Source organism: Sphaerisporangium krabiense, from assembly GCF_014200435.1.
Lineage (GTDB): Bacteria > Actinomycetota > Actinomycetes > Streptosporangiales > Streptosporangiaceae > Sphaerisporangium > Sphaerisporangium krabiense.
Map to the genome: position 1 here is coordinate 654,416 of NZ_JACHBR010000002.1, position 14,554 is coordinate 668,969.

At 73.7% G+C, this 14,554-nt stretch carries 14 protein-coding genes; 11 read left to right on the top strand and 3 right to left on the bottom strand.

The features are described 5' to 3' along the window. Nucleotides 1-65: 65 nt before the first annotated feature. The 6 genes from BJ981_RS30920 (at nucleotide 66) to BJ981_RS30945 (ending at nucleotide 6,829) form a co-directional block, all read left to right on the top strand. Nucleotides 66-776 (top strand): ATP-binding protein, encoded by a 711-nt coding sequence (locus BJ981_RS30920; RefSeq protein WP_184616931.1) that lies wholly within the window; start codon nucleotides 66-68, stop codon nucleotides 774-776. Nucleotides 777-1,073: 297 nt separating this feature from the next. Then, entirely contained in the window at nucleotides 1,074-2,438 is a 1,365-nt protein-coding gene (locus BJ981_RS30925; RefSeq protein WP_184616932.1) for a uracil-xanthine permease family protein, read from the top strand. After that, the gene (locus BJ981_RS30930; protein WP_184616933.1) at nucleotides 2,435-3,367 is read left to right on the top strand and encodes an FAD binding domain-containing protein; all 933 of its coding nucleotides are present in this window, start codon (nucleotides 2,435-2,437) and stop codon (nucleotides 3,365-3,367) included. The genes BJ981_RS30925 and BJ981_RS30930 overlap by 4 nt, the downstream gene beginning before the upstream one ends. Continuing rightward, a complete protein-coding gene (locus tag BJ981_RS30935; protein WP_184616934.1) occupies nucleotides 3,364-3,879 on the top strand; it encodes a (2Fe-2S)-binding protein in 516 nt (171 codons plus the stop codon). Before BJ981_RS30930 ends, BJ981_RS30935 begins: the two co-directional genes overlap by 4 nt. Further along, nucleotides 3,876-6,266 carry an aerobic carbon-monoxide dehydrogenase large subunit gene (cutA, locus tag BJ981_RS30940; protein WP_184616935.1) on the top strand — a complete coding sequence of 797 codons (2,391 nt, stop codon included), beginning with the start codon at nucleotides 3,876-3,878 and terminating at the stop codon, nucleotides 6,264-6,266. The genes BJ981_RS30935 and cutA overlap by 4 nt, the downstream gene beginning before the upstream one ends. Before the next feature lie 179 nt (nucleotides 6,267-6,445). Continuing rightward, nucleotides 6,446-6,829 carry a peptidase inhibitor family I36 protein gene (locus tag BJ981_RS30945; RefSeq protein ID WP_184616936.1) on the top strand — a complete coding sequence of 128 codons (384 nt, stop codon included), beginning with the start codon at nucleotides 6,446-6,448 and terminating at the stop codon, nucleotides 6,827-6,829. A 60-nt stretch (nucleotides 6,830-6,889) separates the two neighbouring features. Here the strand turns inward: BJ981_RS30945 and cydB are convergent, their stop codons facing one another. Both cydB and BJ981_RS30955 read right to left on the bottom strand, forming a co-directional pair. Next, nucleotides 6,890-7,831 carry a cytochrome d ubiquinol oxidase subunit II gene (cydB, locus tag BJ981_RS30950; RefSeq protein ID WP_184616937.1) on the bottom strand — a complete coding sequence of 314 codons (942 nt, stop codon included), beginning with the start codon at nucleotides 7,829-7,831 and terminating at the stop codon, nucleotides 6,890-6,892. A gap of 9 nt (nucleotides 7,832-7,840) precedes the next feature. Beyond that, a complete protein-coding gene (locus BJ981_RS30955) occupies nucleotides 7,841-9,271 on the bottom strand; it encodes a cytochrome ubiquinol oxidase subunit I (protein WP_184616938.1) in 1,431 nt (476 codons plus the stop codon). Nucleotides 9,272-9,794: 523 nt separating this feature from the next. On the opposite strand from BJ981_RS30955, the gene BJ981_RS30960 reads away from it, so the two are divergent. The 5 genes from BJ981_RS30960 to BJ981_RS30980 all read left to right on the top strand — a co-directional run bounded on the left by BJ981_RS30960 (nucleotide 9,795) and on the right by BJ981_RS30980 (nucleotide 13,711). After that, nucleotides 9,795-10,535, top strand: a complete 741-nt coding sequence (locus BJ981_RS30960; RefSeq protein ID WP_184616939.1) for a Crp/Fnr family transcriptional regulator — start codon at nucleotides 9,795-9,797, stop codon at nucleotides 10,533-10,535. Further along, on the top strand, nucleotides 10,532-11,254 hold the full coding sequence (locus BJ981_RS30965; RefSeq protein ID WP_184616940.1) for a hypothetical protein: 723 nt from the start codon (nucleotides 10,532-10,534) through the stop codon (nucleotides 11,252-11,254). Before BJ981_RS30960 ends, BJ981_RS30965 begins: the two co-directional genes overlap by 4 nt. 1 nt (nucleotide 11,255) lies before the next feature. Further along, nucleotides 11,256-11,525 carry a hypothetical protein gene (locus BJ981_RS30970; RefSeq protein WP_184616941.1) on the top strand — a complete coding sequence of 90 codons (270 nt, stop codon included), beginning with the start codon at nucleotides 11,256-11,258 and terminating at the stop codon, nucleotides 11,523-11,525. A 62-nt stretch (nucleotides 11,526-11,587) separates the two neighbouring features. Then, a complete protein-coding gene (locus BJ981_RS30975; RefSeq protein WP_239139266.1) occupies nucleotides 11,588-12,406 on the top strand; it encodes an SRPBCC family protein in 819 nt (272 codons plus the stop codon). A gap of 402 nt (nucleotides 12,407-12,808) precedes the next feature. After that, nucleotides 12,809-13,711: a hypothetical protein gene (locus tag BJ981_RS30980; protein ID WP_184616942.1), complete on the top strand. Its 903-nt coding sequence runs from the start codon at nucleotides 12,809-12,811 to the stop codon at nucleotides 13,709-13,711. A 70-nt stretch (nucleotides 13,712-13,781) separates the two neighbouring features. On the opposite strand, the gene BJ981_RS30985 is transcribed toward BJ981_RS30980, so the two are convergent. Next, the gene (locus BJ981_RS30985; RefSeq protein WP_239139265.1) at nucleotides 13,782-14,441 is read right to left on the bottom strand and encodes a thymidine kinase; all 660 of its coding nucleotides are present in this window, start codon (nucleotides 14,439-14,441) and stop codon (nucleotides 13,782-13,784) included. Nucleotides 14,442-14,554 lie beyond the last annotated feature (113 nt).

Consider the following 14,554-nt stretch of genomic DNA (forward strand, 5'->3'; position numbering starts at 1 on the left):
GGCCCGTGTCCTTGTCTTCCCATCCTCAGCAGGAACCGTGCCACCCGCAGCCGGAGGAGGCGCCCATGGCGGCGACCAGACCACCCGACCAGGCCGACCAGGCCGACCAGGCCGACCAGGCCGGAGAGCCTGGACGGGAAGGGCGGGGCTCGCTCGATCACGGGCGCGCGTCCCCCTTCGCGCCGCTGGACGAGTCCGTACGGCTCGGCCCGGAGCTCCTCATGTGGAGACGCGCCTACCTCGGTAGCCCCGACCAGGTTTCGCAGAGCAGGAGGTTCGTCCGGTTCCTCCTTGGTGACACCATGTTCGCCATCGACGCCGAGCTGATCGTCGGTGAGCTGGCGGGCAACGCCGTGCGTCACACCCGCAGCGGGGCGTCCGGCGGCCACTTCACCGTGGAGGTCACCTTCACCTCGGCTCGTCAGAGGCCGCTCAGGAGTCCGGCGGCTGCCGCGGGCGTGCTGATCACGGTGTACGACCTCGGCGGGGGAGGAGTCCCCCGGCTGGGGGGCGAGGACCTGCCGGGGAGTCCCCGCGAGGCCGATGGCCGTGATCCCGCGATCGGAGAAAGCGGTCGCGGGCTGACGATCGTCTCCGCTCTCGCCCGCCGATGCGGTCACCAGGGCGGTCCCGTGACCGGCCATCGCGTATGGGCTTATCTGAGCGCGCCCATCGACCACGGCCCTCTGGAGTGGCCGACGTTCGATGGAGGCGGTGCTCCCGTCACCAGAGAGGAGATCACGGAAACGATCTGCCGAAATCTCGCCGGACGTTGAGCATGATCGGGCGGAAGAGGGCCGGTTCCCGGCGAAGCGTCTAGGAACAGAGCCCGAGCGCGGCGTCGCGTAAGGAGATTGCGGGGGCGCGGGGCACGTTTGGCAGGTCCTTACCGTGTCGGTGGCGGGGAACGGGTCTAATCTGCCCGCAGCGGGAGAGGAACCGGGCGGTCACGGTGAGCGCGCGGGGCCTGGCCCGGGCGTGGTGGTATGGCACCACGTACGACAGGAAAGCGCCGCGGAGGTCCGCCTGCGGGGTGGCCACCGACCCCCGGCCCGGCTAGCGAAGGGGCTGCAATGGTCTGGAAGGTGCACGGGGACGGGCGGGGACTGGCGCCCGGCGAGGTGGTCAGGCCGGACGAGCGGCTGAGCTGGCCGCGGATGGCCGGGTTCGGCGCGCAGCACGTCATCGCCATGTTCGGCGCGACGTTCGTGTTCCCGCTGATCATGGGCCTGAACGCCAACGTAGCGATCATGATGTCCGGTGTCGCCACGATCGTCTTCCTACTGATCGTGCAGGGGAGGATCCCGAGCTACCTGGGCACCTCGGCGTCGTTCGTCGGGGCCGTGGTCGCGATCCGCGCGGCGGGCGGCGACGACGCCACGGTGACCGGGGCGATCCTGGTGGCGGGCGTCGTGCTGGCGCTGTGCGGCGTGGCCATCCACTACCTGGGCGTGCGGTCCATCAACCGCGTCTTCCCGCCGGTGGTGACCGGCGCGGTCGTGATGCTGATCGGGTTCGGCCTCGCGTACGTCGTGGCCGACGTCTACTGGCCGCAGGACCAGTGGATCGCGCTGATCACGATGCTCGTCACGTTCGTCGTCATCGTGGCCTTCAAGGGCTTCGCCGGCCGCATCGGCATCCTGCTCGGCCTGGTCGCCGGCTTCCTGCTCTCGGTCGGCGCCGACAAGGTCTTCGGGAACATCACGGCGTACAACGCCGCCACCGGCAAGGTGGACTCGCACGCCCGCGTGAATTTCCAGCCGGTCGCGGACGCCCCGTGGTTCGGCCTGCCCGACTTCCACGCCCCCGGCTTCACCGGGTCGGCGATCGTGCTCGTCCTGCCGGCCGTGATCGCGCTGATCGCCGAGAACATCGGCCACGTCAAGGCCGTCGGCGAGATGACCGGCGCCGACGTGGACCCGTACATGGGCAGGGCCGTCCTCGCCGACGGCGTCGGCACGGTGGTGGCGACGGCGGTCGGCGGCTCGCCCACCACGACCTACGCCGAGAACATCGGCGTCATGGCCGCCACCCGCGTCTACTCCACGGCCGCCTACTACATCGCCGCGGTCGTGGCCATCCTGTTCGGTCTGTGCCCGAAGTTCGGCGCGCTGATCGCCGCGACCCCGGGTGGCGTCCTGGGGGGCATCACCGTCATCCTGTACGGCATGATCGGCCTCCTGGGCGCGAAGATCTGGATTGAGAACCGCGTCGACCTCTCCGACCCCGTCAACATGGTGCCGGCCGGCGCGGGGGTCATCCTCGCCATCGGCCCGGTGTCGCACCAGATCAGCGACCACTTCTCGCTGGCCGGCATCGCGCTCGGCACGATCGTGGTGCTGGGCGGCCACCACCTGCTGCGCGCGATCGCGGGCACACGGCGGCCTTCGCCCGGCGCGTCGCCCGCGGCCGTGAGGGAGAGCGAAACCGGCACGTGAAGCCACCTCCGTTCGACTACCACGCTCCCCGGGACGTGGCCGAGGCCCTGGAGGTCCTGGCCGCGTCCGGGGAGGGCGGCAAGGTGCTGGCCGGCGGCCAGAGCCTGATCCCGCTGCTGAACATGCGCCTGGCCGCACCGTCGGTCCTGGTGGACATCAACCGCGTCGCCGCGCTCGACGTCCTGGAGGTCGAGCCGGGCGGGGTGCGCGTCGGCGCGCTGGCCAGGCACGCGGCCGTGGAGAGGTCGCCGGCGGCGTCGCGGGTCCAGCCGCTGTTGCGCGCCGCGCTGCGGCTGGTGGCGCACCCGGTGATCCGCAACCGGGGCACGGTCGTCGGCAGCCTGGTCCACGCCGACCCTTCGGCCGAGCTGCCCGCCGTGCTGGCCGTGCTCGGCGGCTCGGTGCGGCTGGCGCGGCACGGCGGCGCCGTCCGCGACGTCCCGGCGGCCGCGTTCTTCACCGGGCCGCTGGAGTCGGCCCTGGAGGCGGGGGAGCTGGCCGTGTCGGCGTTCTTCCCGTCCCTGCCGCCCCGCACGGGGGCGGCCTTCCAGGAGGTCGCGCGCCGTCACGGCGACTACGCGATCGCCGGCGCCGCCGCCGTGGTGGGCTTGGACGAGGACCTGCGCGTCACGGCGGCCAGGGTCGCGTGCGTCAGCGCGGGGCCCGTCCCGGTGACGGTGGACGTGACGGACGCCTGCGCGCGCCGTCCCGCCGCGTCGGTCCCCTGGGACGCCGTGGCGGACGCCGTGCGCGGGAACGTGGATCCCGAGGAGGACGTCCACGCGTCCGCGCACTACCGCAGGCACCTGACCGGGGTGCTGGCCGTGCGGGCGCTGCGCCTGGCCGCCGCCGAGGCCGCGCGGGCGGCGCACGGAGCGGCGGGCGGAATGACCGGGGGAGTGGCAGGCCGGCCGGAGGGAGTGGAGTGAGCGAGCGGCTGCACCCGATCGCGCTGACCGTCAACGGCGTCGTGCGCGAGGCCGAGGTGCCCGCCCGCAGGCTGCTGTCGGACTGCCTGCGCCACGACCTCGGCCTCACCGGCACCCACGTCGGCTGCGAGCACGGCGTCTGCGGGTGCTGCACGGTCCTGCTGGACGGCGCGCCGGTACGCTCGTGCCTGACGCTCGCGGTGACGGCCGACGGCCACGAGATCACCACGGTCGAGGGCCTGGCCGGGCCGGACGGCGCCCTGTCGCCGGTGCAACGGGCGTTCGCCGAGTGCCACGCCCTGCAGTGCGGCTTCTGCACCCCGGGCTTCCTGTGCACGGTCACCGCGCTGCTGCGCGACAACCCCGCCCCGTCCGACGACGAGGTGGTCGAGGGCATCTCGGGCAACCTGTGCCGGTGCACCGGCTACCAGAACATCGTGAAGGCGGTCCACCGCGCCGCGGAGCTGACCGCGGAGACGGGAGAAGAGCCGGTGACGGGTGGGCGGGCGTGACGACGAAGCTGTTCGGCGAGCCGGTCCAGCGCAGGGAGGACCCCCGGCTCCTCACCGGGCGGGGCCGCTACCTGGACGACCTCGGGCGCACGGCGCTGGCCGCCGCGTTCGTCCGCTCCCCGCACGCCCACGCCCGCGTCCGCGACATCGACGTCTCCGCGGCCCTGGACGTGGACGGCCTGGTCGCCATCTACACCTGGGAGGACCTGCCGGAGCGGGTGCGCGACCCGCTGCCCCTGCTGATCCCGCACCCGGCGCTGACGCACGGGCGCACCGCCTATCCGCTGGCGAGAGAAGTCGTGCGGCACGTCGGCGAGCCGGTCGCCATGGTCGTGGCCCGCGACCGCTACCTCGCCGAGGACGCCGCCGCGCTGGTCCGGGTGGACTACGAGATCCTCGAGCCGGTGGTCGGCATCGAGGAGGCCGCGCGGGGCGCCCACCTGGTCCACCAGGACGTCCCCGGCAACGTCGGCGCCCACCTCGTCCAGGAGGTCCCCTCCGCGGCGGGTCTCGGCGCGCGGGACGCGATCGCCGCGGCCCCGCACAGCCTGGAGTTCCGGCTGGACATCGAGCGCAGCGCGTCCATGCCCCTGGAGGGCCGCGGCGTGTACGCCCGGTGGGACGCCGACGACCGCTCGCTGCGCGTCTACACCTCCACCCAGACCTCCACCAGCGTCCGCATGGCCGTCGCCGCCAAGCTCGGCCTGCCCCTGCCGTCGGTCGAGGTGATCGCCCCGGACGTCGGCGGCGGCTTCGGCGTGAAGATCGTGCATCCCTGGCCGGAGGAGGTGCTGGTCCCGTGGGCGGCCATGCTGCTCGGCCGCGAGGTGAAGTGGGCCGAGGACCGCCGCGAGCACTTCGTCTCCTCGGCGCACGAGCGCGGCCAGGTGCACCGGGTGCGGGCGGGCTTCGACGGCGAGGGCCGGCTGCTCGGCCTGGACGTGACGATCCTGCACGACCACGGCGCCTACACCCCGTACGGCATCATCGTGCCGATCATCACCAGCACCCAGCTCCTCGGCCCCTACCGCGTCGGCGCCTATCGCGTCGAGTTCTCCTCGATCTACACCAACACCGTGCAGGTCACGCCGTACCGGGGCGCGGGCCGCCCGCAGGCCGCGTTCTGCATGGAGCGCACGATGGACAAGATCGCCGCGCACCTGGGGCTGGACCGGGCGGCCGTGCGCGAGGCCAACTTCATCCAGCCCTCGGAGTTCCCCTACGACCAGGGGCTGATCTTCCAGGACGGCCGTCCCCTCATCTACGACAGCGGCGACTACCCGGCCTCGATGCGCATGCTCAAGGAGATGATCGGCTGGGACGGCTTCGCGGCGGAGAAGGCCCGCGCCGCCGCCGGCGGGCGCCGCATCGGCATCGGCCTCGCCTGCTACGTGGAGGGCACCGGCGTCGGCCCGTACGAGGGCGGCCACGTGCAGGTCACCTCCGACGGCCGGGTGCACGTCTCGACCGGGCTCACCTCGCAGGGGCAGGGGCACGAGACGGTGTTCGCGCAGATCGCCGCCACCGAGCTCGGCGTCCCGCTGGACGCGGTCTCGGTGGTGACCGGCGACACCCGGCGCTTCGGCTACGCGGTCGGCACCTTCGCCTCCCGGGCCGCGGTGATGAGCGGCAACGCCATCGCGCTGGCCTGCCGCAAGGTGCGCGAGAAGGCGCTGCGCGTGGCCGCGGAGGCGCTGGAGGCCGATCCCCGGGACCTGACGATCGAGGACGGCGAGGTGCGCGTGGCCGGAAGCCCCGGGGTGTCGATCCCGCTGGCGACCGTCGCCGTGCTGTCCAACCCGCTGCGCTACGCCTTCGACGAGGAGGCCGCGCGGGCCACCCAGTTCTCCGGCGCCGCCTCCCCGGACCGCCCGCCGATCGAGGAGGGCGAGGAGCCGGGCCTTGAGGGCCGCGACTACTACTCGCCGATCCGCTCGACGTTCGCCTCCGGCATGCACGCGGCCATCGTGGAGACCGACCCGGACACCGCCGAGATCCGTATCCTGCGCTACGCGGTCGTGCACGACTGCGGCAGGCTGATCAACCCCATGATCGTGGAGGGACAGATCCACGGCGGGGTGGCACAGGGCGTCGGCGGGGCGTTGTACGAGCGCATGGCCTACGACGGGCACGGTCAGTTGCTCAACGCCTCCTTCATGGACTTCCTGATGCCGTACGCCACCGAGGTGCCGCGCATCGAGACCGCGCACCTGGAGACCCCCTCGCCGCTGAACCCGCTCGGCATCAAGGGCGCGGGGGAGGCCGGGGTCATCCCGGTCTCGGCGGTGATCGCCGCGGCCGTCGAGGACGCCGAGGGGATCGCGATCGACCGGATGCCCATCTCGCCCTCCGACCTGCACGACCTGCGGGTACGCGACCGGCCCTGACCTGTCGTGTCCATAGCGGCACGGTGAGTGTTTTCCGTCCCGGCCGTCCGAATCGTGTGACCGGCGATCCAGATCACAGTGCGTCGCGATATTGCTACAGTCCGTGACGGAAGACGCCGGGAGATCGCCGCCGCCGGCGGCCGGTCTCCCCGCACGACCGACACGAGGAGGAAAGCGTCATGAAGCCAGCGTCCTGGAGTGCGCGGATCGCCGCGGCGGCCGGTGTCGCCGGAGTGGTCATGGTGGCCATCGCTGGCCCGGCTCCGGCGGGCACGACGGGGGAGAAGGGCGCGAACAGGGGGCCCGGCGACATCTGCCTCTGGTCCGGCAAGGACTACACCGGCAGCTCGTGGTGCTGGAACCCGGGGAACGGCTACGTGGACGTGCCGCCCGCCCTGCACGACAACGTGGGGTCGTTCAAGGCCGACGCCGACGGCTGCTTCATCAACTGGATCCACGTCCCCGACCGCAAGGAGACGCGGGTGGTCCGCAAGGGCGACTACCGCAAGGTCTACAAGAACGACTTCGGCGGCAAGATCGACGCCGTCGCCCCCCGCTGCTGAACCGGCGGAAGGCGAAGCGGGCGCGGACCCACCAGGTCCGCGCCCGCGGGCGTCTCCGGCTCAGGCCGTGACGCGCTTGCGGAACACCCAGTACGTCCACGCCTGGTAGGCGAGCACGAACGGCAGCGCGATGAGGCCGATCCAGGTGAGCAGGCCCAGCGTGTACGGCCCCGAGGCGGCCCCCGCGACCGTCAGCCCGGGCAGCGGGGCCTGCCACAGCACCGCGAACACCGTGGCGGTGAGCAGCGTGATCGACCCGGCGGTCGCCGTGAACGCCCAGCCCTCGCGCCGCCGCCAGATCAGCGCCACTCCGGCGGCCAGCGCGACCATCGCGGCCACCGCCGCCGCCCACACCAGCGGGTGCGCCGTCCAGTCCGCGCCCGCGGCCCCGTCCGGCCTGATCGACGCGGGCACCCCCGGCAGGGCGAGCGCCGCGGCGGGGACGGCGACGGCCGCGGCCGTCAGCGCGGCGCGCCGGGCGCGGGCCCGCAGCGGGCCGGCCGTCTTGAGCGCCAGGAACACCCCGCCGTGCAGCATGGCCAGCGAGAGCGACAGCGCCCCGCCGACCAGCGTGCCGGCGAGCGTGCCCGACAGCATGTGGCCGAAGATGCCGCCCCACAGGAACGCCGTCAGCACGCTGCCGGTGACGATGCCCGCGTCGCACAGCGCCCGCTCGCGGCCCTCGACCTTGCCGCGCCACTCCAGGGCGACGCCGCGCACGATGAGCCCGGCGAGCACCATGACCAGCGGCAGGTAGAAGCCGCTGAGGAATCCGGAGTACCAGGCGGGGAAGGCGGCGAACATCGCGCCGACGGCCGTGATCAGCCACACCTCGTTGCCGTCCCATACCGGGCCGATCGTGGCGAGCGCCTGGCGCCGCTCGGCCTCGTCGCGCGTGACCAGGGGCAGCAGCGCGCCGACCCCGAAGTCGAAGCCTTCGAGCACGAAGTAACCGGTCCACAGGAACGCGACGACCAGGAACCAGAAGGTGGTGACGTCCATGGGGTCCTCCTAGTACATGAGGGTCGGCGCGAGCCGCACGGGCTCGGCGTCGTCGGGGACGCGCGGGGCGGGGACGACGGGCTCGGGTCCCGCCTTGACGTGGCGGGCCAGCAGCCACCCCTCGGCGACCGCGAGCGCCCCGTACAGGGCGGTGAACAGCGCCAGGGAGATCGCCACCTCGGTCACGCTCACGCCGGGGGACACGCTGGCGGCGGTCAGCAGCTCGCCCTGGACGGTCCACGGCTGGCGTCCGATCTCGCTGAGCAGCCATCCGGCGACGATGGCCAGCGTGGGCAGCGGCAGGGCGAGCAGGCACGCGCGGGCGAACCAGTCGGGGGTGCCCCGGCGGCGCCGGGTCAGCCACAGCCCGAGGACCGACAGGCCCACGGTGGCCAGCCCGAACCCGATCATGACGCGGAAGGACCAGAACACGACCGGCACGTTCGGCCGGTAGTCGGCCTCCCCGTACCGCTCGGCGTACCGCCGCTGGATGTCCTCCACGCCCTGGACCTCGGCGTTCGGGTCGTGCGCGGCCAGCAGGCTGAGCACGTACGGCACCTCGACGCCGGGGACGATCGAGGCGGGCGCGCCCTTCCGGTCGTGCGGCAGGCCCTCGGCGGCGGCCAGCTTCATCGGCTGCTGCTCGCGCAGCAGTTGCCCGGACATGTCGCCGGTGCCCGCGACGACCGCCCCCGCGATGGCGGTCATCACCAGCGCGGCGCGCAGGCTGGTGCGCCACATCATCGGGTCGGCGGGGCCGCGCCCGCGGGCGGGCCTGGCCATCGGCACGGTCGCGTCGCCGTCGGCGATCATTCGGCGCTCGCGGAGGATGCGGTAGCCGCTGACCGCGATCACGAACCCGCCGGCGACGATGAAGGCCGCCGCGACGACGTGCGGCACCTGCGCCAGCGCGGTGGAGTTGGTCAGCACGGCCCACAGGTCGGTCATGCGGGCCTTGCCGTCCACGACCTCGTAGCCGACGGGGTGCTTCATCCAGGCGTTGGCGGCCAGGATGAAGTACGCCGACAGGTTCGAGCCGATGACGGCGGCCCACAGGCAGGCGAGATGGATCCGCTTGGGCAGCCGGTCCCAGCCGAAGATCCACAGGCCGAGGAACGTGGACTCCAGGAAGAAGGCCAGCAGGGCCTCCAGCGCCAGCGGCGCGCCGAAGACGTCACCGACGAACGTCGAGTAGGCGCTCCAGTTCATGCCGAACTGGAACTCCTGCACGAGGCCGGTCACGACGCCCATCGCGAAGTTGATCAGGAACAGCTTCCCGAAGAACTTGGTGAGCCGCAGGTAGTGCGCCTTGCCCGTGCGGTGCCAGGCGGTCTGGAGGCCGGCGACGAAGACGCCGAGTCCGATCGTCAGGGGTACGAAGAGAAAGTGGTACACGGTGGTGACCCCGAATTGCCACCGTGCCAGGTCCAATGCGTCCATGCGTCCCTCACGTCAGAAGCTCTACGTCTCGTAGTGCTACATCCAGTAGTACTACACGCTGTAGAGCTGATGCTCAGGGGAGGCCCCGCGCGTTCTGCGATCTTCGTCACACCGGCCGCGCGCCCCTCCCCAGGCTCGCGCGCGGCCCATCGCCCCCTTGGCGCGGCGACCCCATCATCGTGGGCGGGGACCCGCGGCGGCGTCCGCCCACGGGGTGATTCGCCGGTACGCCGTCCGAGGGACGGCCGCGGGCCTTGCGGCCCTCTCCGCGATCTCTCATGTCCCCCGTTAGCCGTCCGCAAGGTCCCCGCAAGGAGTTTCTCCCATAGTTGAAAAACCAACGAACGGCACATCAATCGGCAGGACGCGGTACTCGGAACCTGCCACCAGTACGTCAGCTCTGTGAGGTCGTCCGGCACCCGGTCGTCGGCGCGCGGGACCCCCTCACCACCGACAGCACGGGTGGGGGCCCGGGCTCCGATCGGCCGGCGGGACGCCGGCCACGTCGCACTGGAGGATGACCATGACCGGCCCCGATATCGGGCGGCGCCGTGAGATTCGCAAGGTGGGGGTCTGGCCTCCCGGCAGCCTGCTCGGCGGCCTCGGCGAGGCGGCCAGGGACGGGTTCCTCGCGCTGGGGACGCCCCGGCAGCTCACGGCAGGCGAGACGCTGATCGCCGAGGGCGAGACCCCGGCCGAGGTGTTCCTCCTCCTCGACGCCTGCGTCAAGATCACCGCCAGGACGGCGGGTGGCAGGTCCGCGCTGCTCGGGCTGCGCGTCGGCGGTGACCTCGCCGGTGACCTCGCCGTCCGCGACGGCCGCCCCTCGGCCGTGACCGCCACCGCGGCGGGCCACTGCCTCATGCGCGCCGTCCCGCGCCAGGCGTTCCTCGGCTTCCTCGCGCGCTGCCCCGAGGCGGCCTCGGCGGTGCAGCGCGCCGCCCAGCGCGCCTCGGCACGGCGGCGCGTCGAGTTCTCCACCCTCCCCCCGCTCACCCGCCTGACCCGCGTCCTCGCCGAACTCGCCGACTCCTACGGCACCTCCGTGCGCGAAGGCGTCATGATCGACGTGGACCTCACCCAGCCCGAACTGGCCGCCCTCGTCGGCGCGTGCGAGCCGACCGTCCACCGGGACCTCGACGTGCTGCGCCGAGGAGGCATCCTCGGCACCGGCTACCACCACCTCGTCGTCCACGACGCCCGCAGGCTGCGCCGCCTCGCCGGGCTCGGCGGGCACTCCTGGGAGTACGAGGTCCCGGCGTGACCGGGGAACGGCGCTGGCGCGGCCTCGGCCCCTGCGTCGCGCGCAAACCCCCGGTCAACGAGCCCGGCGGCCCGGTGCGCCGGCTCTGCATCGCCCTGGACGCCCACGGGCACGGCGCGGCCGGACGGCCCCTCGTCCCGATCGTCGAGGACGCGAGCGAGCGGGCCGGCCTCGACCGGCTCTACCTGGCCGAGCGCGGCGCCCCCGCGGGGCCGCGGCGGTCCGGAGGCCTGCTCCTGCTGCTCCCGCCCGGCGTGGACGAGGCCCGCGTCATCGCCGGGTTCGTCGGCGAACTGCGCCTCGCCCTTCGACGGCACAACGACCGTCCCGGCGAGGACGCCAGGACCCGGGTGCGCGCCGCCTTCCACCAAGGGCCCACGCGCGTCGGCGAGGGCGGCGTCGTCGGCAGGGCCGTGGACACCGTGTGCATGATGCGCGACAGCGACGCGCTCAAGGACGCGCTGCGGCGCCACCCCGGCTCCGACCTCGCCGTCGCCATCTCGGCCCAGCTCTTCGAGGACGTCATCGAGCACGAGCAGCGCGACCTCAGGCGGCACGCCTTCCACCCGCTCACCATCAAGGCGCAGGGCGCGCCCGCCGAGGCGTGGATCAGCGTCCCCGGCGCCGACCGCCACGTGTTCCGCCGCGATCGGCTCCTCGGCGTCCCCCGGCGGCGGCGCGCCCGTCCCGGTCCGGTCGTCAACATCGACGAGTTCTGAGATGACCGCGATGCCCGACGACGAGGAGAGCCGGGACGCCGGCCCCGGGAGCCGCCCGCCCGGGGAGCGGCGGCCCGGGTACGGCGAGGTCCACGAGGGCCTCGACGACCTCGTCCGCGCCGTGGAACGGTACAAGCACGGCGCGGGACGGCGTCCTTCCGCGGCCGACGCCGTCCGCGGAGCCTTCTACGCGGCACGCGACGGGCTCGCCGCCGTCGCCGCTCTGCCCGCCCGCCTGTGGCGTGCGCTGCGCCGCCGCTTCCCGAGGTGACAAGACGGTGGGCGAGCGGCCGGGCGGCGGGTACGCGGTGGGCGGCCGGGTGAGGTGTTAGCGTGATCGGCACCGCGGGCGTTTCGGCATCGGAGGTGTCCATGAAGGTCGTCGGCAGTGCCGTGGTGGGGGCCGATCGCGGCCGCGTCTGGGCCGCGCTCCAGGATCCGGCGGTGCTCGTGCGCACCATCCCCGGCTGCCGCCGCCTGGAGGCCGCCGGGTCCGACACCTACCGCATGACGGTCAGCGCGGGCGTCGCCTCCATCAAGGGCGTCTACGAGGGCGAGGTCGCGCTGTCGGAGCCCGACGAGCCGGAGGCGTTCACGCTGCGCGCCCGCGGGACCGGGGCGCCCGGCACCGTGGACGCGACCGTGCGCATCCGCCTCAGCGAGGTCGAGGGCGTCGACGGCGGCGCGACCCGCGTCGACTACGCCGCCGAGGCGGTGGTCGGCGGCATGATCGGCGGCGTCGGGCAGCGCGTGCTCGGCTCGGTCGCCAAGAAGACGGCAGGCGAGTTCTTCACCGCCGTCGACCAGCACCTCCGCCAGACCGCCCCCGCCGCCGTCCCTGTCGCGGGCCCTTCCGCCGGCGAGGTCGTCCCCGTGCCGGCCGGGACGGCGACAGCCCTCCCCGGAACGCTTCCGGCCGGGGCGCTCCCCGCGGTCCCCGGGGCGGTGCCCGCGGTCCCGGGGACGGTTCCCGCCGGGGCGGCGGATCTCCTCACGCATGCCGCGCCGGGGCAGGTCTTCGAGCGCCCACGTCCCGAGCGGGCCGGCACGCCGGTCTGGCCGGTGCTGACGGCGTTCGGCATGGGCGCGGGCGTCGCACTGGGCAGCGCCGTCATCGGCTGGCTCCTCGGCCGCTCCGGCCGCCGCCGCTGAGCCCCGCGCCCCGGTGGGCCGCCGCGAACGCCGGTCCCCTGCGCCGGTCGGCGTATGCCGGTCCGCGTAGGTCTCCGCGAACGCCGTACCCGCTCGTTGTGCGCGGTCGCGAGGGCCCGGCGTCCGACGTCTACCGGTCGGAGCGCGTGGTGGGCTTCGAAACCGGTGGCGCTCGGCGGGCGTGGGGGAGAGCCCGGTCACGCCTCTCAGGGCCGTAGATTTTTCCACTGCTCGCGGGGAGGTTCGGGTACGTCGCCGTGCCGGGTTCGCCGCAGCCTTTACCCCCCGCCGGTTGCGCGTCACCGCCCCGCCCCGGCCACGCGGGCGCCGTCCACCCGGGGTAGATCCCGATCTTGTTACGGTGTCTCGCGGAAGAGGATCTCCCGGCGTAACGTGGTGGGCATGCGAGAGTTCCGTGCGGAAGACGCCCGGACGCAGGCCCGGCGGCTCATCCAAGACCTGCTCGGCGAGGAGCACCCGACGGCGGCGTCCCTGCTGGACGCGGCCGGAGCCGCGCTCGGCGGTGACCGCGCGGCCCGCTGCGCCGAGCTCGCGCAGGGAGCGCCCCTCATCCGGCGCTCCTCCGAGCTGGCCGCCATCGCGGGCCTCCTCATCGGCACGCGCGCGCTCGGCGAGACCTGGTGGACGTCCGCGCGCGACGGGAAGATCCCCGCCCCCGACGAGGTCCTGGCCGTGGGCACGGCCATCGAGCCCTGGACGGACCTCACCGTCCTGGAGATGCTCGCCTCCTGGATCTCGGAGGACGCCGCCGACGTCGCGTGGGGCCGGCCGATCGCCTCGGTCGACCTCAACTCCTGGCAGGCCGAGGACCGCGTCGAACTGCCCTCCGACGTGCTCCCCGGCGCGCGCCTCGTCGTCGCCTTCGACGCGGGCGGGCGCGTGGACGCCGTCGTGGTCGAGCGGCTGGACGGTTCGCTCGGCTCCAACCTCGACTTCGCGTCCCTGCGCTACTCCCGTCCCGCCGAGGCGCAGTGGAGCTGGGGCGTCGCCGCCGGCCTCGGGCCGCACCCCCTGCCCGGCGAGGACCCGGACCCGTACGCCGTCACCGTCGACCAGCGCGTGGCCGAGACGCTGCGCCACTGGGCCCTGCGCCACGGCGCCACCGCCGAGCAGATCGGCCCGTGGTGGCAGGCCAAGGGCGACGTGGTCGCCGCCGTGGAGCGCTCCGACTGGATGTGGCGCAGCGGCGAGTGGTTCGCCTGGTGGCGCGCGGCCTCCGCCCTGCTCGGCGGCGACCCCGTCCAGATCGCCGCCCGCATGGACGACATCGCCTCCGCGCCCTGACCCGCGACATCGCCTCCCCGCCCTCACCCGCGCCGACGGGCGGGCCGGAGCCGCGGGTGCGCGGTCCCGGTCAGGCCGGGGTGACGGCCGGCAGGAGGGGCTCCGCGACCGGCCCCAGGTCGCCGCTGCGGTAATGCCGCCGGCACAGCACCCGGTAGTGCACCTGCGCGCCGTCGGTGTCGGCGATCACGACCTGCTCGCCCGTGCGCGCCATCACCCCGTCGACGATGCGCGCGTTCAGCCTGCCCTGCCGCCCGCACCAGCACAGCACCTCGACCTGCAGCCGCAGCACCTCGTCGGCCAGCTCGAACAGCCGCTGCGCCGCCGGGAACATGCGCGAGCGGAAGTCCGAGGCCAGGCCGAACGCGTACACGTCCACGCCGTGCCGGTCCACCAGGTCGGCGAGCTGCTCGATCTGGGCGACGGTGTAGAAGCACGCCTCGTCGCAGATCAGGTAGTCGATGCCGTCGCGCGAGCGGACCAGCTCGACCAGGTCGAGGTCGTCGTCCACCTCGATGGCCGCGAGTCCCAGCCCGATGCGGCTCGTGACCCGCGCGCCGCCGGACCGGTCGTGCTTGGTGAGCACCAGCCCGCGCCTGCCCTGCCGGGCGTGGTTGTAGTTCATCTGCAGGGCCAGCGTGGACTTGCCGCAGTCCATCGGACCGTGGAAGAACCGCAGCACGCCGTCCCGGCGCGTGTCGGGCAGGGGCGGGAGGGGGGTTTCGCTCACGGCCCAGCAGCATACAGACGCACGCCCGCATCCCCTCCCCGCCGGGTCACGAGGCCGGGTCGGCACCCCGAGCCTCAGGGGTGCCCGGTGGGGCGGCCGGGAAGCCGTGCCCC

Bases quoted from the DNA above. Each gene is read 5' to 3' on its own strand.
- BJ981_RS30920 (WP_184616931.1), top strand. From the start codon at position 66: ATGGCGGCGACCAGACCACCCGACCAGGCCGACCAGGCCGACCAGGCC.
- BJ981_RS30925 (WP_184616932.1), top strand. From the start codon at position 1,074: ATGGTCTGGAAGGTGCACGGGGACGGGCGGGGACTGGCGCCCGGCGAG.
- BJ981_RS30945 (WP_184616936.1), top strand. From the start codon at position 6,446: ATGAAGCCAGCGTCCTGGAGTGCGCGGATCGCCGCGGCGGCCGGTGTC.
- cydB (WP_184616937.1), bottom strand. From the start codon at position 7,831: ATGGACGTCACCACCTTCTGGTTCCTGGTCGTCGCGTTCCTGTGGACC.
- BJ981_RS30955 (WP_184616938.1), bottom strand. From the start codon at position 9,271: ATGGACGCATTGGACCTGGCACGGTGGCAATTCGGGGTCACCACCGTG.
- BJ981_RS30960 (WP_184616939.1), top strand. From the start codon at position 9,795: ATGACCGGCCCCGATATCGGGCGGCGCCGTGAGATTCGCAAGGTGGGG.
- BJ981_RS30970 (WP_184616941.1), top strand. From the start codon at position 11,256: ATGACCGCGATGCCCGACGACGAGGAGAGCCGGGACGCCGGCCCCGGG.
- BJ981_RS30980 (WP_184616942.1), top strand. From the start codon at position 12,809: ATGCGAGAGTTCCGTGCGGAAGACGCCCGGACGCAGGCCCGGCGGCTC.